The organism is Candidatus Clostridium stratigraminis (assembly GCF_045310675.1).
Taxonomy (GTDB): domain Bacteria; phylum Bacillota; class Clostridia; order Clostridiales; family Clostridiaceae; genus Clostridium_AT; species Clostridium_AT stratigraminis.
In genome coordinates, this window is the sequence record NZ_JBJHZZ010000003.1 from 265,481 (window position 1) to 286,548 (window position 21,068).

Annotated in this window: 17 protein-coding genes; 1 reads left to right on the forward strand and 16 read right to left on the reverse strand. The window is 31.1% G+C overall.

All coding sequences use genetic code 11. The annotated features are described in order from the left end of the window. Positions 1–43: 43 nt before the first annotated feature. A complete protein-coding gene (locus ACJDUG_RS07925) occupies positions 44–1,792 on the reverse strand; it encodes an Eco57I restriction-modification methylase domain-containing protein (protein WP_406769356.1) in 1,749 nt (582 codons plus the stop codon). A gap of 140 nt (positions 1,793–1,932) precedes the next feature. Between ACJDUG_RS07925 and pdaA the strand changes: the two genes are divergently transcribed. Next, positions 1,933–2,871, forward strand: coding sequence for a delta-lactam-biosynthetic de-N-acetylase (pdaA, locus tag ACJDUG_RS07930; RefSeq protein ID WP_406769357.1), 939 nt, complete (start codon positions 1,933–1,935; stop codon positions 2,869–2,871). A gap of 138 nt (positions 2,872–3,009) precedes the next feature. Here pdaA and ACJDUG_RS07935 read toward each other — a convergent pair whose 3' ends face one another. The 15 genes from ACJDUG_RS07935 to wecB form a co-directional block, all read right to left on the reverse strand. Then, complete coding sequence (locus tag ACJDUG_RS07935; protein ID WP_406769358.1) at positions 3,010–3,645, reverse strand: cyclodeaminase/cyclohydrolase family protein; 636 nt, start codon at positions 3,643–3,645, stop codon at positions 3,010–3,012. A 1-nt stretch (position 3,646) separates the two neighbouring features. After that, the gene (gene hutI, locus ACJDUG_RS07940; protein ID WP_406769359.1) at positions 3,647–4,915 is read right to left on the reverse strand and encodes an imidazolonepropionase; all 1,269 of its coding nucleotides are present in this window, start codon (positions 4,913–4,915) and stop codon (positions 3,647–3,649) included. A 30-nt stretch (positions 4,916–4,945) separates the two neighbouring features. Beyond that, positions 4,946–5,842 (reverse strand): glutamate formimidoyltransferase, encoded by an 897-nt coding sequence (gene ftcD / locus ACJDUG_RS07945; RefSeq protein WP_406769360.1) that lies wholly within the window; start codon positions 5,840–5,842, stop codon positions 4,946–4,948. A gap of 89 nt (positions 5,843–5,931) precedes the next feature. Then, positions 5,932–7,587, reverse strand: a complete 1,656-nt coding sequence (gene hutU / locus ACJDUG_RS07950) for a urocanate hydratase (protein ID WP_406769361.1) — start codon at positions 7,585–7,587, stop codon at positions 5,932–5,934. An 18-nt stretch (positions 7,588–7,605) separates the two neighbouring features. Further along, positions 7,606–9,129, reverse strand: a complete 1,524-nt coding sequence (hutH, locus tag ACJDUG_RS07955; protein WP_406769362.1) for a histidine ammonia-lyase — start codon at positions 9,127–9,129, stop codon at positions 7,606–7,608. Between the two features lie 224 nt (positions 9,130–9,353). Then, positions 9,354–10,535: a DegT/DnrJ/EryC1/StrS family aminotransferase gene (locus tag ACJDUG_RS07960; protein WP_406769363.1), complete on the reverse strand. Its 1,182-nt coding sequence runs from the start codon at positions 10,533–10,535 to the stop codon at positions 9,354–9,356. 24 nt (positions 10,536–10,559) lie between these two features. Beyond that, positions 10,560–11,681 carry a DegT/DnrJ/EryC1/StrS family aminotransferase gene (locus ACJDUG_RS07965; protein ID WP_406769364.1) on the reverse strand — a complete coding sequence of 374 codons (1,122 nt, stop codon included), beginning with the start codon at positions 11,679–11,681 and terminating at the stop codon, positions 10,560–10,562. A 24-nt stretch (positions 11,682–11,705) separates the two neighbouring features. Then, entirely contained in the window at positions 11,706–12,479 is a 774-nt protein-coding gene (locus ACJDUG_RS07970) for a DeoR/GlpR family DNA-binding transcription regulator (RefSeq protein WP_406769365.1), read from the reverse strand. Positions 12,480–12,682: 203 nt separating this feature from the next. Further along, positions 12,683–14,068: a dipeptidase PepV gene (gene pepV, locus ACJDUG_RS07975; protein ID WP_406769366.1), complete on the reverse strand. Its 1,386-nt coding sequence runs from the start codon at positions 14,066–14,068 to the stop codon at positions 12,683–12,685. 89 nt (positions 14,069–14,157) lie between these two features. Then, positions 14,158–15,288, reverse strand: a complete 1,131-nt coding sequence (locus ACJDUG_RS07980) for a glycosyltransferase (protein WP_406769367.1) — start codon at positions 15,286–15,288, stop codon at positions 14,158–14,160. A 23-nt stretch (positions 15,289–15,311) separates the two neighbouring features. Continuing rightward, positions 15,312–16,730 carry a flippase gene (locus ACJDUG_RS07985; RefSeq protein ID WP_406769384.1) on the reverse strand — a complete coding sequence of 473 codons (1,419 nt, stop codon included), beginning with the start codon at positions 16,728–16,730 and terminating at the stop codon, positions 15,312–15,314. A 46-nt stretch (positions 16,731–16,776) separates the two neighbouring features. After that, positions 16,777–17,430 (reverse strand): sugar transferase, encoded by a 654-nt coding sequence (locus ACJDUG_RS07990; RefSeq protein ID WP_406769368.1) that lies wholly within the window; start codon positions 17,428–17,430, stop codon positions 16,777–16,779. 36 nt (positions 17,431–17,466) lie between these two features. Further along, on the reverse strand, positions 17,467–18,720 hold the full coding sequence (locus ACJDUG_RS07995) for an O-antigen ligase family protein (protein WP_406769369.1): 1,254 nt from the start codon (positions 18,718–18,720) through the stop codon (positions 17,467–17,469). A 15-nt stretch (positions 18,721–18,735) separates the two neighbouring features. Further along, positions 18,736–19,953 carry a glycosyltransferase family 4 protein gene (locus ACJDUG_RS08000; protein WP_406769370.1) on the reverse strand — a complete coding sequence of 406 codons (1,218 nt, stop codon included), beginning with the start codon at positions 19,951–19,953 and terminating at the stop codon, positions 18,736–18,738. 40 nt (positions 19,954–19,993) lie between these two features. After that, positions 19,994–21,046 (reverse strand): non-hydrolyzing UDP-N-acetylglucosamine 2-epimerase, encoded by a 1,053-nt coding sequence (gene wecB, locus ACJDUG_RS08005; protein ID WP_406769371.1) that lies wholly within the window; start codon positions 21,044–21,046, stop codon positions 19,994–19,996. Between the last annotated feature and the right edge of the window lie 22 nt (positions 21,047–21,068).

Sequence of the window (21,068 nt, forward strand, 5' to 3'; positions counted from 1 at the left end):
TTATAGCTATTTTCAAATTTATATATCTTTCAATTGTCTTTAACTAATTACTTACATATTCATTAATAATTTTTTGCTCTTTCCTTGTTATTTGAAAAAGAGAGTAAAGATACTCATCAATGTCCACCTTTATATTTTGCATGTTTGGCATTTTTAGTTTCATTAAATTATTTGGATAATAATCATATAAATCTTTACCAAGTTTTTTAGCATAGGCTTTGAAATAATATTCATAAAGCTTGCTATTTAATAACTTTAGAATATATTCATAGCTGTAAGCATTATTCTTTTTTAGAACAAGACAATAAATATCTGCACTAAAGTAACTACCTGTGTCAAGGGCAAATCTATTATTACTTGATTTATATGGAAAAACTATTTTCTCCCCTTCAAATATGCTTTGAGTTCTCCCCCATTGAAGCTGATACCAGCTTCGTAATCCTTTCATGCACTCTCTTCTTTTCATAAGTCTTTCCTTAAAAGGTAAAATGTGATTAATAGAATTTTTGTATTTATCTTCCTCCTGAATTGAATTTGAGTAAATTATAAACTTTCCGGTTTTCTTTACTAGATTTTTTTCTATAGATGAACTTTTAATCCAAGGTCTTATAATATCTGTTTCTAGCTCTTCTTCCCTTATATTTTTCTCTTCTATTATAAAGGCTTTATCGCAGCCTGTTATTACACCTTGATAACTATAACAAATATTTTCTAAACTTATTTCACATTTTTCTTCAATTTTTTTTATTATATTTTGTTCGTCATTATCTCTAAGTATCCAGCTTGTGTTTCTTAATTCACTTTTTTTTATGTAAAAAGTATTGTAATTTTGGATTTTATTTTCTAGAAAACTTGAGTAAAATAAGTCTTGTTTTTTTACTATGGGCTTTATTACCTGGACTTCATTATTTTTTCCTTCTTTAGTAGTAAAAACGATAACTGGATCAATACCTGTATTTTTAAAAGGTCTAACACCATAAAAATCCACAATTTTTTCTATTGAACAAATTTCTTTAAGATATATTCTTAAGTTTTCACCACTTGGAGATTCTAGAAAATACCTTGAAGTAATATAAGTAAGTTTACCTAAACTTTTTAGCTTTTCTAAAGCAGCTGCAAAAAAACAATAGGAAACATCCCCTTTGTCTTTGTAAATCCTATTATACAAATTTTTCAAATTTAGTGAGTAGTCTTTATTAATTGATTTTTGCCCTATGTAAGGTGGATTACCAATTATAATATCATAATTCTCCTGTATTTCATCCACTAAAAAATCTTTTACATTAAAATTATTGCTGCTCATAAATTCACTTTCTGTAAGCAGATCTAATTTTAGTATTTTTAATGCAAAAGGATCAATATCAAAGCCAAATAAATTATTGCTAATGATATGCATATTAATACTAGCTTCACTTAAGGTTAAATTATTTTTGCTATTAATTACATTTAATTTTTCTAAATAAATTGTCCTTAAATATTTAAAACAAGGAATAATAATATTACCGCACCCACAGGCTGGATCTAAAATCTTTAAGAAGGGATTATTAATAATATCCTCTGCTTTTATTGTACTTTCTATAATATATTTAGCTATACCTTCTGGAGTATAGACTAAACCTTTTTCCTTTTTATCCTCTTGCTGGCTAAAATAGTATTCTCCAAAGCTTTCTATTTTACCAATATTTAATTGTTCTTTGCAATTATTAATTTCTTCAAGTTTGTAAATAATATTTATAGGCTCATTAATTAGGCTGAATAGATCATTAATTATTTTAATAAGATCATTAGACATTAGTATATCTCCAAAATATTTATAAGCAATACAAAAAGTATAACATAATCAAATTACTTAAGATAGAAAAAAATCGGGAAAAAAAACTAAAAGAAAGGAGAGGTTATGTTTTACAGCGATTTTCATAGCCAAAAGTAAATATGCTAAAAAAAGCCATATGCTTATCACTAGCTTTTCCATTATCCTTAAATATCTTCCCATTTAATAATAATATTAAAGATATTTTTTCAAAAGCTAATGAAAATAAACCATTCAAGGTAGAAAGTTTTAAAGAGAATCTTCAAGTTGATGATTTAGATAAGAATACAATAAATAATCATATTAAAAAAAATTTAAATAGTTTTTTTGAAAAGAAAATAACTGTTGATGATTTGAAACTTAATACTACAGAGAGAAATTGGTTTTTTCAGCCTAAGAAGGATGGCTCACCTTCTGGAGAACCACCAGATGTATTAGAACTATTAAAAAGTTATTCAGGTTATTATCTTGGAGATACTTCAAAAAAGATTATATACTTAACCTTTGATGAAGGTTATGAAAATGGTTATTCCGCAAAGATACTTGATTCCTTGAAAGCAAATAATGTAAAGGCAGCATTTTTTGTTACTACTGACTATATAAAGAGGAATCCAGATTTAATTAAAAGAATGTCCACTGAAGGACATCTGGTTTGTAATCACTCAACCACTCACCCTTCTATGGCTCAAAGTGCCATGAAGGATAAAGTTAAATTTGAAAATGAATTTGCTAATTGTGAAAAGGCTTTTGAGGAAGTAACCAGTACTAAAATGCCTAAGTTTTTTAGACCTCCAATGGGCAAATATAGTGAATTATCATTATATTACACTCAAGCCCTAGGTTACAAATCTATATTTTGGAGCTTTGCCTATAAGGATTGGCTGCCAGACAATCAGCCATCAATAGAGGCTGCAAAAAAAATAATTATGGAAAGGACTCATAACGGAGGCATTTTCCTTTTACATGCTGTTTCTAAAACAAATGCGGCTATTATGGATTCTATTCTAAAGGAATGGAAAGGAAAGGGCTTTGAATTTAAAACCTTAAATGAGCTGCCTTAGCAATTCTAGCATTATTAACATAAGTACTAATAACCTATATAGTAAATGGCAATTAGCTTAAGAAATAAAAAATGTTACATGAGTTCACTGTAATTAGCTCATGTAACATTCTTAAATATTTCAGCTTTTTGCATTAATTTATAGCTTTGAATTTACTACTTCCATTATTTTTTCTTTTCTTATATGTCCTTCTTTTATAAGGCTATTGCATTCTTCAGATACCTCTGCCTTATAGCTTTCATCCTTAACTGAAGATAAGTTAATTTTAACATTTAATACAGCACTTTCTATGGCAGTTTGTAATAAAAGTGCTGCTACACCTGCATCGGATATAGCATTTTTATTACCATAGGCCGCAGCAATTTCAACATACTTATAGATATCAAACGCCTTTTTAGCTACCTCAAAGGGTATTTCAAGTGCTTTTACATAGCCTTCATTTATTTTTTTAAGTCTATATTCCTTCTCTTCTTCAGTATTTTTAGGGAGCTTAAAGGCATCCATTAATACTAAGAATTCTTCTGCATCCTTTTCCATAAGCATAAGAAAATTATCCTTATTGGCTTTAACTTCCTCTAAACTGCTGATTATTAAGCTCTTCTTATCTTCATCATATTCATTATAGACCTTTTTGCCTATGGTTAAATTAAAAACCATAGAGCAAAGTGCACTGCCTAAGGAAGCTGCAAGAGCTGCTGCACTTCCGCCGCCAGGTGCAGGAGAATTAGAGGCAAGTTCATCTGCAAAACCTTTTACTGTTAAACTTTGAAGCATTTTAAACACATCCTTCTACAATTTTTCCTTCATTTACTACTACTTTACCATTTTTTATTACTGTTTGTACAGCATTGAGTCCAAAATGATATATTAAATAGTTTAAACTTTTGCTATTAAAGATTACAATATCTGCTTTTTTCCCTACCTCAAGACTTCCTATTTCCTTTTCTCTGTCAATGGCACAAGCAGCATTTATAGTCATTGCATTTATTATTTCTTCTGGTAAAAGCCTCATTCCAAAACATGCAAAGGTCATTATGGTTTGGAGCGATTCAGTTGGTGAGGTTCCTGGGTTACAATCTGTTGCAAGTGCAATTGGCACCCCAATTTCTATCATTTTCCTGGCATCTGCAAACTTATTTAGCATAAGATAAAAGGAAGTAGCCGGAAGAAGTACAGCAACTGTACCGCTGCCTGCCATTGCCTTCATGCCATTCTCAGATGCCCCTACTAAATGTTCTGCAGATGCTGCCATAAGTTCCGCTGCAAGCTCTGCTCCTCCAATAGGTTCGATTTCGTCTGCATGAAGTTTAACCTTAAGCCCATTTTTTAAGCCTGACTTTAATATTTCTCTGCTTTCCTCTACTGTGAATACCCCTTCCTCACAAAAACAGTCAATAAACTCTGCTAATCTTTTACTGCTTACATAAGGAATAATTTCTTCAGTCATCAGCTTAATATAAGCCTCCCTATTTGCTTTAAATTCCTCAGGAACTGCATGAGCACCTAAATAGGTAGATACTATATCTATTGGATGTCTTTCATTTAAAGCTTTATTAACTTCTAGCATCTTTACTTCATCCTTAAGGTTTAAGCCATATCCAGATTTACTCTCAATGGTGGTAGTTCCGTGTGATAGCATTAAATTAAGCCTTCCCATAGTTACGTCAGTAAGTTCCTCTAAGGAAAGCTCCCTTGTTTTTCTAACAGTGCTTAGAATACCGCCTCCATTATTTAGAATTTCAATATAGCTTACTTTATTTAGCTTTAAAGGAAGCTCCTTTTCTCTTGAGCCACCATAAACCACGTGAGTATGGCTGTCAACTAAACCTGGAGTTACTGTTTTCCCCGATCCATCTATTATGGTATCTTCTGGTTTAATAATGTTTAAATATCCATCACCACTGCCTATTTCTTTAATAAGGTCATCTTCAATAACAACATAGCCGTTTTCAATTAATCCTGCATTCTTTAACTGCTCTTTACTTTTTTTAAAGCTTCCCTTGCAAGTAACCAAGCAATCAATATTTTTAATTATCGTTGCCAAGCAATCACCACCTAATTTTTAATTGAAGAATTACTCCCATACTCTCTTTTCAAGTATTTGCGCCATTGAAAAATTTTCCACTTGTAAATAATACTCTGCTGTATTTATTAATGCTGCCATAGGTACAAGACCTATAATTTCACTTCCAACAACTGATACTCCGTATCTTTTAGCTTCCATTTTAACCATTTCAAAGGCTCTATACACAGCAGTCTTTTCGTAATTTACCAAGTTCATAGAAACTTGAACTATATTTCTATCCTCCAGCTTTACTCCCATGGCCTTAACGAATCTTAGTCCACCGCCAATATGTCTTACAATTTTTGCTATACTATCAGCAATTTCTATTTTATCTGTAGCTAAATTTACGTTAAAGGCTACTAATGGAACTCTTGCACCAACAGCAGCACATCCCCCTTTGACATTAACTTCTTCTGGGCCGAAATCAGGCTTCCATTCCGCCTTTTTTATCTTTTCAAAAAAGCCTTCATATTGACCTTTTCTTACATTTGCTAGGTTTTGTCTGTTTGAAGAACTTGCAGCATCTTCATATAAATAAACTGGTATATTAAATCTATTTGCAATTTCTTCTCCAACTTTATTTGCAATAGCAATGCATTCTTCCATAGTTACTTCACTTACAGGTACAAAGGGAACTACGTCTAATGATCCCATTCTAGGATGACCACCCTCATGTTTAGTCATATCTATAAATTCATAAACTCTTGAAGCCATGTCTATTATAGCATTTTGAAGGGCTATTGGTTCTCCTATTACAGTAACTACCGTTCTATTGTGGTCGCTATCTGAGGAATAGTCTAAAAGCTTAACCCCCTCTTTTCCTCTTAAGGTATCTACAATTTTTTCAATAACTTCTTTATTTCTTCCTTCGCTAAAATTAGGAATACACTCAACAATTTTACTCATGTTTGCCATCCTTTCAATAATAGAAATCCAGCTTCATAATTAATACTACTTAATACAGAGACTTAAGCTTTGAAGCTGGATATCTTTATTTATTTTTTAAGCATTGGTATTTTTATATCCTTATGTTCATATGCAAAATTTATTGCCTCTTGGTAGCCTGCATCTGCATGTCTTAATACACCCATTCCAGGATCCGTGGTTAATACTCTTCTTATTCTCTCTTCAGCTTCTTTACTACCATCAGCAACTATAACTTGCCCAGCATGTTGAGAAAAGCCTATACCAACGCCTCCGCCATGATGGAAGGATACCCAGGTAGCGCCGCCTATTGCATTAATTGCAAAGTTTAATAGTGCCCAGTCAGAAATAGCATCTGAGCCGTCCTTCATTCCTTCAGTTTCTCTATTTGGAGATGCTACAGATCCACAGTCTAAATGATCTCTTCCAATTACAACTGGAGCTTTAAGTTCTCCCTTTCTTACCATTTCATTAATAGCTAAGCCAAATTTAGCCCTCTCACCATATCCAAGCCAGCATATTCTTGAAGGAAGTCCTTGGAATTCGATTCTTTCCTGAGCCATATTAATCCATCTAGCTAAATGTTTATCTTCAGGGAAAAGCTCAAGTACTTTTCTGTCAGTTGCATAAATATCTTCAGGATCTCCTGATAGGGCTGCCCACCTAAAAGGGCCCTTACCTTCGCAGAATAGTGGCCTTATATAAGCTGGTACGAAGCCTGGAAAATCAAAGGCATTCTTTACTCCTTCTTCTAGCGCAACCTGTCTTATATTATTACCGTAATCAAAAACCTCAGCACCTTTATTTTTAAACTCAAGCATACACTTAACGTGGATAGCTATACTTTTTCTTGCTTTAGTTATATATTCCTCTGGATTATCCTTTCTAAGTTTCAGTGCATCTTCATAGCTCATACCTCCTGGAACATATCCACCTAAGGTGTCATGTGCAGAAGTTTGATCTGTAACTATATCAGGCTGAAAATTCATTTCAAGAAGCTTAGGATATACATCGCTGCAATTGCCAAGAAGGGCTATAGATAATGCCTTTCCCTTCTCTTTTGCCTCTAAAGCCATTTTAACAGCTTCCTCTACACTATCAGTCATAACATCTACATATCTTGTATCTAATCTTCTTTGAATTCTATTTTTATCTACTTCAACACAGATTGCAACTCCTTCATTCATGGTTACTGCGAGAGGTTGAGCGCCACTCATTCCCCCTAGCCCGCCAGTTAAAGTTATAGTACCCTTTAAGCTGTCACTATATTTTTTATGTGCTATTGCTGCTAAAGTTTCATAGGTACCTTGTAATATGCCTTGAGATCCTATATATATCCAGCTTCCTGCTGTCATTTGACCATACATAGTAAGCCCTTGTCTTTCAAGTTCTCTGAAATACTCCCAGTTAGCCCAATGTGGTACTAAATTTGAATTAGCTATAATTGCCCTTGGAGCATCTTTATGAGACTTAAATACTCCAACAGGCTTTCCAGATTGAACAAGCATTGTTTCATCGTCCTCTAGTTCTTTTATGGTATTAACTAAAGCATCAAAGCATTCCCAGCTTCTAGCTGCTCTTCCTGTTCCTCCATATACTATAAGATTATCTGGATCTTCTGCATTTGCAGGATCTAAATTATTCATTAACATTCTAAGTATAGCTTCTTGCTGCCATCCTTTGCAGCTTAATTCAGTTCCTCTAGGTGCGGTAATTGTTCTTTTCATATAAATCCCTCCCATATTCTAAAATTCTATATTAACTACTTTTTCAACTGCTTCTAATAATAATCCATTATTAATAAGTTCAGTGCATTTATCTAATTCTTTGTACATAACCTTGTCTTCTTCTATAAAGGCTATATCTTCTCTAACCTTTTTATAGGCCTCACTTGTTCCAGCCCCAAGTTTAAAATCTTCTCTAAAATCTATAGCTTGACAAGCTGCCATAAGTTCAGTAGCTAATACTCTTTTAACATTTTGAGCAATTGTTAAACATTTTCTAGCTGCAATTGTGCCCATACTCACATGGTCTTCTTGATTTGCTGAAGAAGGTATAGAATCCACAGAAGCTGGATGTGCCAAAACCTTATTTTCAGAAACCAAGGAAGCTGCCGCATACTGAGTAATCATAAAACCAGAATTTAGTCCACCTTTTTTAACTAAGAAAGGCGGCAAATCATTTAGCTGATAATTTATTAATCTTTCAAGTCTTCTTTCAGATATATTAGCAAGCTCAGCAACAGCAATACCTAAAAAATCAAAGGATAAAGCCATTGGTTGTCCGTGAAAATTACCACCGGATATTACATCTCCTTCTGTGGTTACTATAGGATTATCAGTTGCTGAATTTATTTCAATTTCAACTTTTTCCTTTACATAATTTAATGCATCTTTGCTTGCACCATGTACTTGAGGCACACATCTTAAGGTATAAGCATCTTGTACTCTTAGTTCTCCTTGTTTTGTAATTAGATTGCTTCCTTCTACAAGCTTTAAAATATTTTCAGCTGTAACCATTTGTCCCTTATGAGGTCTTATAGTATGAATTTGTGGATAAAATGCATTTTCTATGCCTCTTAAGGCTTCTATAGTAAGAGCTGCAGTTAAATCACTTGTTTTTATTAATTTTATACTTTCAATAAGCGCAATACTTCCAACTGCCGTCATAACCTGTGTACCATTTATTAGTGCCAAGCCTTCCTTGGCTGTAAGCTGAACTAAATTTATATTTGCCTTTTCCATAGCAGCTTCACCAGATAAAACTTCCCCATTATATTCAGCTTCACCTTCACCAAGCATAGGTAGTACCATATGCGAAAGTGGTGCTAAATCCCCAGAAGCACCAAGTGAACCTTTTTCAGGAATTGAAGGATGTACCTTTTTATTAAGCATTTCTATTAAAGTTTCCAAAGTTTCAAGCCTTATTCCCGAATAACCTTTAGAAAGGGCATTGGCTCTTAAAAGCATTATTGTTCTAACTATTTCTTTAGAAAATAAACTGCCATAGCCGCAGGCATGGGATATAATTAAATTTCTTTGAAGAGTTTTACAGTCTTCATGAGTTATAGTTACATCTGAAAACTTTCCAAAGCCAGTTGTTATTCCGTAAACTACCTGGCTGTTTTCCACTATGGAATCAACAATTTTTCTAGATTCAATAACTTTTTTCTTTGCATCACTGCTTAAACTAACCTCATAGCCCTTATAGGCTACATTTACAATGTCATCAAGTGTAAGACTATTGCCATCAATAATAACTTTCCCCATATTATTCACCCACCAATAAAAATAATTTTCTCACTATTACTAATATTCTGCAAATCTTTTAAATAACCTTCAAATTTTAGCATTAGAATTTTCTGAATTTATTTTATCTGCTAGTATTTTAGCATGATAATGCACATATAAAAGCTGCTATTTTCTAGCTTTTTCTTTTTAGCAAAAAAATAAGTCATAATCAAGTATTTTGATTATGACTTATTCTAGTTCAATTAATCATTTATTTTTTCTACAAATTCAACTAATTTTGTTGCTACATACTCTGCATCTTCAAGTGTAAGCAGTGAGTATAGAGGTAAGGAAATTTCATTTTTGTACTGCTCATAAGCGTTTGGATAATCTTCTACTTTATAGCCTAAGTTTCTGTAAGCTGTAAACATAGGTAGTGGCATAAAATGAACATTTGTTGCTATATCTATTTCACCCATTTTTTCAATTAGTAAGTCTCTCTTTTCTTCTGTAAAACCCTTAATTCTTAATGGATATAGATGATAACAGGTTTCCGTTCCACTTTCGACTTGGAATGGAAGAATAGCCCATTCCTTTTCTCCAAGTATTTTATTATATATTTCAAAAAGATTTTTTCTCTTTGCGAGCATGTCATCAAATCTTTCAAGCTGCACAATTCCTATTGCAGACATTATATCTGTCATATTACACTTTAATCCATCTGTTAAAATATCATATTTCCAGGCTCCAGCTTTCATCTTTGATAGTGCATCCTTTGTTTGGCCTTGTAGTGAGGTATATTTTAGTTCCTTATATAAATTCTCACGGCCTAAGAAATTATTATTATTAAAGGTAATGCAGCCGCCTTCTGCAGTTGTAAGATTCTTAACTGCATGGAAAGAAAATATATGAAAGTCCATTTGGCCTCCAACCTTTTCTCCCTTATATTTAGCTCCGAAGGAATGAGCTGAATCAGATATAAGAACTATATCTTCTCTATTCTTTGCCTTAAGCACTGCTCTTACAGCATCGTAATCTACTGGAACTCCTGCAAAATCCACAGTCAATATAGCCTTTGTATTAGGAGTTATAGCATCGTAAATTTTTTGATCATCTATTAGAAAGCTGTCCTTCTTAACATCTACAAATTTTGGTTTTATTCCTCTATGTAATATAGCATTAGAGGTAGCAGCATAGGTATAAGGTGTTGTAATAATTTCATCCTTGCCACCTATATTAAGTATTTTTAATATCAATTCCATGCCAGCAGAATTACTATTTACTGCCACTGCATGATTTGTGTTGCAATACTTTGCTAAATTTTCTTCAAACTTTGCTGTCTTAGGACCTGATGTAATCCAGCCCGACTTCATAACTTCAACTACTGCATCGATTTCTGCTTGTGTTATGTCAGGTGGTGAAAAGGGTATTACCTTATTTTGCATAATGAGCCTTCCTTTCAATATATGTTATTTTGCATAGAATTTTTTTATAGTCTCAGTTACAAAATCTATTTCTTCAGTTGTTATTTCTGGGTATATAGGAAGTGCAATAATTTGCTCAGATACTCTCTCCGCTACAGGGAAATCCCCTTTCTTATAACCAAGATATTCAAAACATTTTTGCATATGAAGCGGCATAGGATAATAAATGCTGTAACCTACTTCATTTTTCTTTAAATACTCTGCAAGACCGTCTCTATCCTCAACGAGTATATTGAAGACGTAGTAAACTTGCTTTTGATTGCCTTTTATCCTTGGAAGTCTTACAAAATCACAATCTTTTAATCTTTCTTTATATAAATTTGCAGCTTCTTCTCTTTTCTTTATAGCATTATCTATGTATTTTAGCTTTACTGATAGAACTGCTGCTTGAATGGAATCTAGTCTTGAGTTATAGCCTATATGGTCATAGTGATATTTCTTTGCAGCTCCATGAACTCTATAGCTTTTTGCTAAGTTTGCTAGGTTTTCATCATTTGTTACTATCATTCCGCCATCACCATAACCACCTAAGGTCTTTGTAGGGAAGAAGGAATAAACTCCAAAGTCTCCAATAGCTCCAGAATGTTTATACTCAGTACTATTACCTTTCCAACGCATTCCAAAAGCTTCTGCAGCATCTTCTAAAACTTTAAGGTCATACTTTTTTGAAAGGTTCATTATCTTATCCATATCTATCATTTGATCAAACAAATGTATAGGAAGAATACCTGCAGTATTATCATTTATTTTTTCTTCGATTTTATTAACGTCAATACCAAAGGTATCTTCATCAATATCTACAAATACTGGTTTGCCGTTATATTTTGTAATACAGGAAGTTGAAGCTAAGAAAGTAAAAGGTGATGTAATTACTTCCTTTCCATTACTAAATCCAAGTATGTCAGATGCTATTACAAGAGCATCTGTGCCTGAGGCAACACCTATTGCATATTTTGCACCAGTATAATCCGAAATAGCTTTTTCAAAATCACTAACTGTATTACCAAGGATAAAACTGCCCTTCTCTATTACTGACTGAATAGCATTATCAAACTCAGCCTTTTTTTCATGATATTCCCTTTGAGAGGTATAAAAATTGACTTTCATACATAATCTCCTTTATTTATAAAATTATTTTACTTCTTCTGCTACTAAAACCTTAACTCCAAGTTTCCTTATCTTTTCAATTTCTTGTTCCTTAGCTTCCCAATCTGTAATAATAAGGTCTAAGTCTTTCATATCTAATGTTTTTGAAAAAAATTCATTGCCAATCTTATCAAAATTAATTAGACAAATCTTTTTACTTGATACTTCTGCTACTGTTCGTTGAAAAATAGCTCCTTCCGGAGTAGAACTGCTTAATCCATGTTTCGAGGATAAGCCTCCACCGGTTAAAAAAGCTACATCAATCCTTAAGTTTTTTACAAATTCAGTTGCTAAGGCATCAACAATACCTTCTTCATGTTTTATTTTACCACAAACAATATAGGTTTCTATGTTACCATAGCTTTTAAGTTTTTCTGCCACCTTTAAAGAATTTGTAACTACTGTAAATACTTTATCCAAAGGAAGATACTTTAATAAAATATAGTGTATGCTGGCACCACCAATATATACAGTGTCGCCCTCCTCAATAAAGCTTGCTGCAAGTTTTGCAACTGAATTTTGATGTTTGGTTCCTTCACCGTATCTAATTTTCTCGTCTATAGGTAATCTTCTTACCTTGGAAACGGATATTGCACCACCATGAGTCTTTTTAATAAGTCCTTCATCTTCTATAATCTTAAGGTCTCTCCTTATGGTATCGATTGAAACATCAAATTCTTCAGCTAAATCCTTTACAAATACTCTACCAGTTAATTTAACTTTAGTTAATATCTTCTCCCGGCGTTCCTCAGCAAACATATAATAACTCCTTCCAATTGTCAGTGAAAAATATCCACAAAAATATTATATCACTTTTATGCTGTTATGTTAATATTTTTTTGCTGTTTTTCGCATTTTTATGCATTTATTTTATAAGATCTATTTTTATATAAAAAATGTACTCAATGTGATAAGCATTTTAGTGCCTATAACATTGAGTACATTTCATTTATTACTTTAAATTAGTTTTCAGCCAATTCTTTAATTGCTTGAGCGTATATTTGAGTCATTTTCAATAAATCATCAATTTCTATATATTCATTTGGTTGATGATCTAGATCTGGTTTCCCGGGGAATATAGGTCCAAATGCTACCATATTAGGCATTTCTTTAGCATAGGTACCTCCTCCTATAGCTAAAAGTTCTGCCTTTTCTCCAGTTTGCTCTTCATATACCTTAGATAAGATTTTTATTAATTTATGATCTTTTGAGAAATAAAGTGGTTCTTGATGTTCAAATTCATCTATTTCAAAACCTGAGGGTTTCAGAGTTTCATTAAAAGGATTCATCATATCATCTAAGGTTTTTGTAACTGGATACCTTAAATTAAGTGATAGAGTAATGTTTTCAGGGTCCATGTCTATGGTTCCAACATTAAAGCTTAAGAATCCGGAAACTTCGTCTTCAAGACATACACCAAAGCTTTCTCCTTTAGTTTCAAGGCCTATTTTTTCAGCTAAAAATTTAAAGGTTTCTTGAATTTCTCCTGAGCATATATTCTCATCATTTAAGAATAGTATTACCTGCATTATTGCATTCTTACCAACCTCAGGGGTACTTCCATGACCTGAAAGCCCTATTGATTTTAATATAACTGTTTCGTCTTTTACCTCATATTTAAAATCAATATTTTTCTTTTTTCCATAGGCTTCTATTTTACTTATTAATTCTTCAGAATTACTTGTATTAATACCTACTTCGCAGTAGTCAGGTACCATATTTGCCCTTTTACCACCTCTCATATAAGTAATTGAGCTATTATCTTTTGCATTTAATTTCTTAGTTATATTAAAAACTGTTAAGCCTTTTTCTGCATAGATAATTGGAAAATCAGCATCAGGAGTAAAGCCAATGCTTGGTTTTTCATCATTTTTTAAATAATACTCTACATCAGCGCTTCCTGTCTCTTCGTTAGTACCAAGTATTATTCTTATTCTCTTCTTTGGCTTGTAACCAGCTTCCTTAAGTGCATACATACCATATAAGGCTGCCATAATAGGTCCTTTATCATCTAAAGCACCTCTTGCATATATTCTTCCATGGTGGATTTCTGCTGCATAAGGTGGATAGGACCAACCATCCCCCTCAGGAACTACATCTAAATGGCCAAGTGCTGCTACTATTTCCTCGCCTTGACCCCATTCGACATATCCAATATAACCATCTAAGTTTTTAGTTTTAAATCCCATAGCTTCGCCAATTTTAAGCATAGTTAAAAGAGCATTATTTACGCCTTCACCAAAGGGCATCCCCGGTTTTGCCTCTTCTTGTACACTCTTAACCTTAAGGATTTTTTGAGTATCCTCAATTAAATTTTGCTTAAGCTCTGTAACCTTTTTATTTAACATAAATTCATACCTCCATGTATAATGTTAGATAATAACAATCCTTTTGATAATAATGTCTTTATATCATTCATCCTATCTATAATTTCTATTTATGAATATAAAGTTTTAATAGATTCATTCAACCTAACAACCAATTTTTCCCAATCAAACTTATTCCTACACAATTCATAAGTTTGTTTTGAATATTCCTTTAAATTATTATTATTAATAAATTCCTCTAATTTTATTGTTAGAGCCTTTGTATCTTCAACTTGTACAATTGCACCATTTTCACCACTTACAAGTTCTTTCGCAATTCCTACGTCAGTTGAAACAATAATATCCCCTAATGCTGCTGCTTCTATATAAACTATCCCGAAGCTTTCAAATCTTGGTCTAGAGCTCAAACAGAAAATCTTTGCTTTCTTGTATTCTTCATACAATTTTTTTCTATCACTAATATTTCCCTTAAAGATTACAATATCTTTTAAGTGTGAGTTATCTTTATAAAAATTTTGTATATAAGCTTGAAATTTTTCTTCAATAGGACCTACCAAAACAAGTTTCCATCCACTTTTTGCAATGTCTTTTATGTTTTTAAATGCTTCTAAGAGCATTTCCGTGTTCTTCTGTTCAGTGCCAATTCGCGCTACATTAAGGATTATATTTTCCTTTTCTTCAAAACAATACGTTATTTTATTATTCTTTAAATAATCATAATCTACTCCATTGGCTATATTAATAAGCTTTTTAGAATGAAACAATCCAATTTTTTTTAGTTCATGATAGATTTCTTCTTGCTCTGCACTAATTAAATCAACTTTATCTAAAAACTTATTAAATAAAAAAAGCTTTATGCCCTTCAATTCTAGTATTTTTTTTACCAACTGATGAGTACAATCTAACTTTAGATAAACTTTACCTTGTGGATTAAAAAACTTATATGTAAATGTGTGAAATACTGAACTTAGTGTAACTGAGAACAACTGTAAAATATCTATATTCCTAGCATTTTTTCTCAAGTACCTCATCCCATCTAAGCTTTGATTGTTATATTTTTTTTCCACATAATCCATCTTTAAGCCCTTAACTTCTTCTTGTAAGTATGGATAATCACCATTTTTATAGCTTATAACATAAGCATCATAATTATATAATTTATAAAGCTTATAAGGAATCATACCCATATCTTTCACTAGATTAACATTTTCTGTTGGTAAATAAAGCACGCAATATTTCATGATTTACCTCCTCAAATAATTAATTAACTGTTAACAATCACATTTTTCACATCTCTTAAATCAAAAACCTTAAATAATATAATTGATAATGAATAAACTAAAATAGAACAGATAATTATTATTATTACATTCATATTGTAATATTTCATAATGGTTATAAACCCACCCATGATAACCGTTGATGGCAACACCTTCATTATATAAATGAATATTTTTGTATGAACAACACGATTTGCATTTTTTTTCATCATAAATAAATTTATTAGTTCAGTACTCATAGTTATTGTTGCAGCGATATTAATTCCATATCTAGGAGTAAAAATTAGATTAAGTGCTAGGTTTGATAAAGCTGAAATTCCAATTATCTTTAAGTATAACTTTTCCATATTCCATGCATTTAATTGATAACCATATATTTCACGGACGAATAAAATAAATATGTAAATTAGTAGAATCCTTAAAGGCTTATAAGCTTCTAAAAAGTCTTCATTAAAGACCAATAAAATAATTTGTTTTGAAAGTATAATTCCTCCAATAGATATTGGTAAAGCTATAGTGACAACAACCTTAGCCACCAAATCATTAAAGTTTTCCAGTTCTTTTTTTAAATTCTTATGGTAATAATTTATTAATGTGGGAAATATGGGTGTAAATAAAATTGCAATCAAATTAATTAAAAACATAATAGGGTAATAAGAGGCTGAATATATTCCTGTTTCACCGCTACCTCTTGTAAACCCAATTACTATTCTATCGATATAATTATTTATCATACTTAAAACGCCAGAAATTAAAAAAGGAGCTCCATAAATAATATAATTTTTAAAGTATATTGTGTTAATTTTAACTTTAGTTTTAGCTCTTTTATTACCATATTTTAAGAAATAAATTACAAACTGATAACTAGAAGCAACAGATAATCCAACAATACTTGCTATTGGAATAATAACACTGTTACTACTTGTTAGAAACTTTAATATAATAATAATTGGAATTAAACTCTTTAATATGTTATATACCGCATTATGATGCATTTCTTGGATTCCATTATAAAACCAGTCAATATTAAATGATAAAGGAAGTAATGTTAATCCATAAGTTAAAAGAATTATTTTAAAATTACTATCTTTATTTATCATAGTGGTAAAGATCAACAACACTAAATTACAAATAATTGCAATGATAAATCGAAAAATTACTATATCTCCAATTAGCTTTCCATAACTGTCTGTATTCTTAGAAACTTCTCTAGTACCATAGGTTTGTAATCCGAACAATGTTATCATTGTAAAATAAATCAATATTGACTGTATAAGAGTTATTATACCAAAATTGTTCTTTCCTAGAATTCTGGCATAATATGCGCCAATTATAAAAGTTAAAACTTGTGCTACTATGTTTGATATACCAGTTGAAATTAAATTTTTTATTACTTTCTTAATATTTTACACCTTCTTTATTATTTTATTAAGTTTAAGTAATTTCAATTTAATAAGCACCTTCTCTTTTAAATACCTTTATAAAGGTGCAAAATATTATTTTAATATCATTCCAAATTGAAAAATTTTTAATATACAAAAGATCATAATAAATAGTTTTCCCTAGCTCAATTTCTCCCCTACCACTAATTTGAGCAAGTCCTGTAATTCCTGGTAACACTAAGAGTCTTTGATTATATTCTAGAGGATAATACTTTACAACTTCAGGTATTTCTGGTCTTGGACCAACAATACTCATATTTCCTTTTATCACATTGAATAATTGAGGTATTTCATCTAAACTTGTTTTTCTCAAAATATTACCAATTTTTGTTATTCTATTATCAGATTTACTTTGGAAAACAAAATTTTTAATATCAGAAGAATCTATTTGTAGTTCCCTCTTACTTTCTGTGTTAACGATCATAGTTCTAAATTTATATATAGTAAAAGGAACACTATTTTTACCTATTCTAGTTTGCCTAAATATTGCAGGACCCTTAGAATCCAGTTTTATCGCAATAACTATAGCTAGATATACTGGAGATAATAAAATGACGCCAATGATTGAAAGTATTAAATCAATTATTCTCTTAACTGCAAATTTATAGCCCTTATTTATTATATCTTTTTTTACATTTATATTTATTGAAATATCTTGCATATGGTTCTCCTTATTGAATATTTCTATAAATTATAATTAATTAATAGTATTTTGAATATTGATTTTAATATAACATTGATATGATTCAGCTGTAGCTAAAAGGATCCAAAAATATGCTATGATTTTAGGTGCTGAAAAAAAGTTGTCAATTGAGTTCATGAAGAAAAAAGAAATCATTGATGCTGCAAAGCCCTTATAAAAATATTTATAAAAATTATCTTCAACAGTATTAGAAAACTTTATAATTTTTGCTGCAGAAGCTATAAGCAGACCTACTAAGGAAAATAGCCCCATAACTCCGAGCTCACATTGTGCTTTCAAGTAAATACTATGGGGGTGAAATTCACCTTTGGCCACATAGGCAATATCTTTTACATTATTTACATACATCGGATAATATGTCCTGTAGTTTCCATTTCCAACTCCTAAAATTGGGTGATCTTTTATCATATACAGTGCTATTTCCCATAGCTTAATTCTAGGAGGATCTTGAAGTTTACTTCCTATAACATTTATTATCTTTGATGTTTGAGGTATGAACATGGCTAAACCTCCACCCGCTAAAAACACAAAAATAAGCTTAAAATTATACATAATAATTAATGAAAACATACCAACAAGTAGTGCTAAAATAGCATTTCTAGAGCCTGATATCACTATATTAAACAATGATATAATACTAAATAAAAAATAAATTATTTTTTTTAGCTTATTTCTTTCTTTAATAAATAATACTAATAAAGGGAATAAAACTAAAATGAAAAATACTCCTAAATTATTAGCGTTTTCAAGAGTAGATGCTACCCTGTTTAAATTTATAAATCTTCCTTTAGAGATTGTACCTAAGCCTTCTAATGATTGCGAAATTCCTATTAAGCCTATTAACATTGAAACAAATATGTATAATTTTAATATTTTATCTAATACCTTTTTCTCATTAATATCATACTTAATAATATAGTATAGCAAAGCATAGGTTGTAAATCGAATGGTTTCGCTTAGAGCCAGTGTTCTATCCTTCGCATAGAGGATAGAAACGTACATCATTGCAATCCATAAAAAGATAAAAATGTTTAGATAATCTCTAAAAAAATTCTTTAATCCGTTAACAAATTTATTTCTGCTGTCTACATCAACTATAAGCTTAAATATATAAATCAGTATTATTAAGGTTAGTATGATATCTCCATTAAAGGGAATATCCTTAAACTTATATTTACTAGGGAATATTGGTAATGCAGCAATATAAAGATATATCATGTAAACAAATATTTTTCTTAATATATTCATAAGAAAACTCCAATCTTATAAATTCAATAATATATTTTCTAATTTTTTTGTTATAGACTCCCTTGAATAGTTCTCTATTGCATATGTTCTTCCATTAATGCCCAAGTCCTTTCTTAGTTCACAATCATTATATAATTTTAAAACTGCCTGTGCGATTTCTTTTGAGTTTTCCGGTTCCACAGTTATTCCTGCTTTTGCATTATTTATTAGTTTTTCAGCTTCACCTTCTACAGCCAAAACAATAGGCAATTCTGAAGCTAATGCCTCAAACATCTTTGATGGTAAGGCCCCTTTAAATAAATCAAGTTTCTTTAATGGTATTACAGTCGCATCCATAGAAGCTATTATTCTCGGCATTTTATCTTTAGACTGAACTGGGAAGAATTCTACATTTTTAAGTTTTCTTTCATTTACCATATTAATCAAATCACTTTTTTCAGGACCATCCCCAAAGAAGAGAAACTTGATATCTTCATAATCTTTTAATATCCCAGCTGCCTCAATAACATTTTCAAGACCCTGAGCAATGCCATGAATTCCTGCATAACATACAGCAAATTTATTATCTACACCAATTTTTTTTCTAAACTCTTCATCTCTATTTTCCCTTTTAAAAAATTCAGTATCAACACCATTAGTTATAAGATGTACTTTATTCTTATCTATACCTCTAGTTACTATATTATCTACTATACCTCTTGTTTGACCTGTAACTGCATTTGCCTTTTTGTAGCAAAATTCCTCAAGATAAGTAGACATTTTAATTAACGCCTTATTATGTAATACACCAAGCTTTACCGCTGACTCTGGCCATAAATCAGAGATGTTAAATACAAATTTAGCTTTTTTTCTTTTTGAAAGTATGTAACCTGACCACCCTAAAAATAATGGCGGCGATTCTGTTATTATAACATCCTGTTTTTCAATATATCTTGACCCAGTCAGTACTGATGATAAAGTAAAGGAAAGATAGTTTCTAAGTCTCTTAGTAAAAGATTTATCCTTAGTGGCATATATTCCTGTACGAACTATTTTAATTCCTTCTAATTCTTCAATTACTACTTTCTTTCCTTTATATTCCTCAAATATTTCACCCTTAGGATAATTAGGCATTGCAGTTAATATGGTAATTTCATGATTAAATTTTCTTAGCTGCTTTGCAAATTCAAAAATTCTATTTTGGGGTGCCCCTACTTCAGGAGGACAATATTGAGTTAAAAATAAAATCTTCATAATTTCACTCCTAACACCTACATAGCACATTAAAACTAATTTATTTTTCAATTATGTCCAATATTTTATTTGCTGCTTTTCCATCACCAAAAATATTATTTTGAGGTCTTTCTGGAATAAAACTTACTATGGAATTTAAAATATTATCTTTATTAGTGCCTACAATTACATTCCATCCATTTTGCACAGTTTCTACCCATTCTGTTTCATCTCTCATGGTTATACATGGTTTTCCCATAAAAAAGGCCTCCTTTTGTACACCACCGCTATCAGTAACAATTTTTTCAGCATGCATTTCAAGACTTATCATTTCTAGGTAACCAATAGGTTCTATAACTTTAATATTTTTATTTAATTTTAAACCATATTCATCTATATACTTTTTAGTTCTTGGGTGCAGAGGTAAAACTACCATTTTGTCACATTCATTTAAAGCCTCAATAATGTTCTTCAACCTTTTAATATCGTTTGTATTTTCAGCCCTATGTATAGTAGTTAAGATATACTGGCCATCCGATAAATTTAGTTTATTAATAATTGAAGTTTTTTCCTTTGCTATATTCTTAAAATGAAGAACTGCATCGTACATAACATCTCCTACATTATATACGCCTTTTTCAATTCCTTCATATTTTAAATTTTTTATTGCAGATTCTGTAGGTACAAATAAATATTTAGATAAATGATCTGTTAATATTCTGTTCTGTTCTTCTGGCATAGCCATATTGAAACTTCTAAGCCCTGCTTCTACATGAGCAACTGGAATTAAAAGCTTGCTTGCACATAATGCACCTGCTAAGGTTGAATTAGTATCCCCATAAACTAAAACTAAATCTGGCTTTTCCTTTTCATATATTTCTTCCAGCCTAATTAGCATATTTCCAGTTTGTTTGCCATGATTTCCAGATCCGACTTCTAAATTATAGTCTGGTTTAGGTATATTAAGTTCTTCAAAAAAAACTTTAGACATATTTTCATCATAATGTTGTCCAGTATGAACTAAAATTTCTTCATGTTTTTTTCTTATTACATTTGATACTGCAGCAGCTTTTATGAACTGTGGTCTTGCCCCAACAATTGTTATTATTTTCATAATGTTATTCTCCTGTAATAAA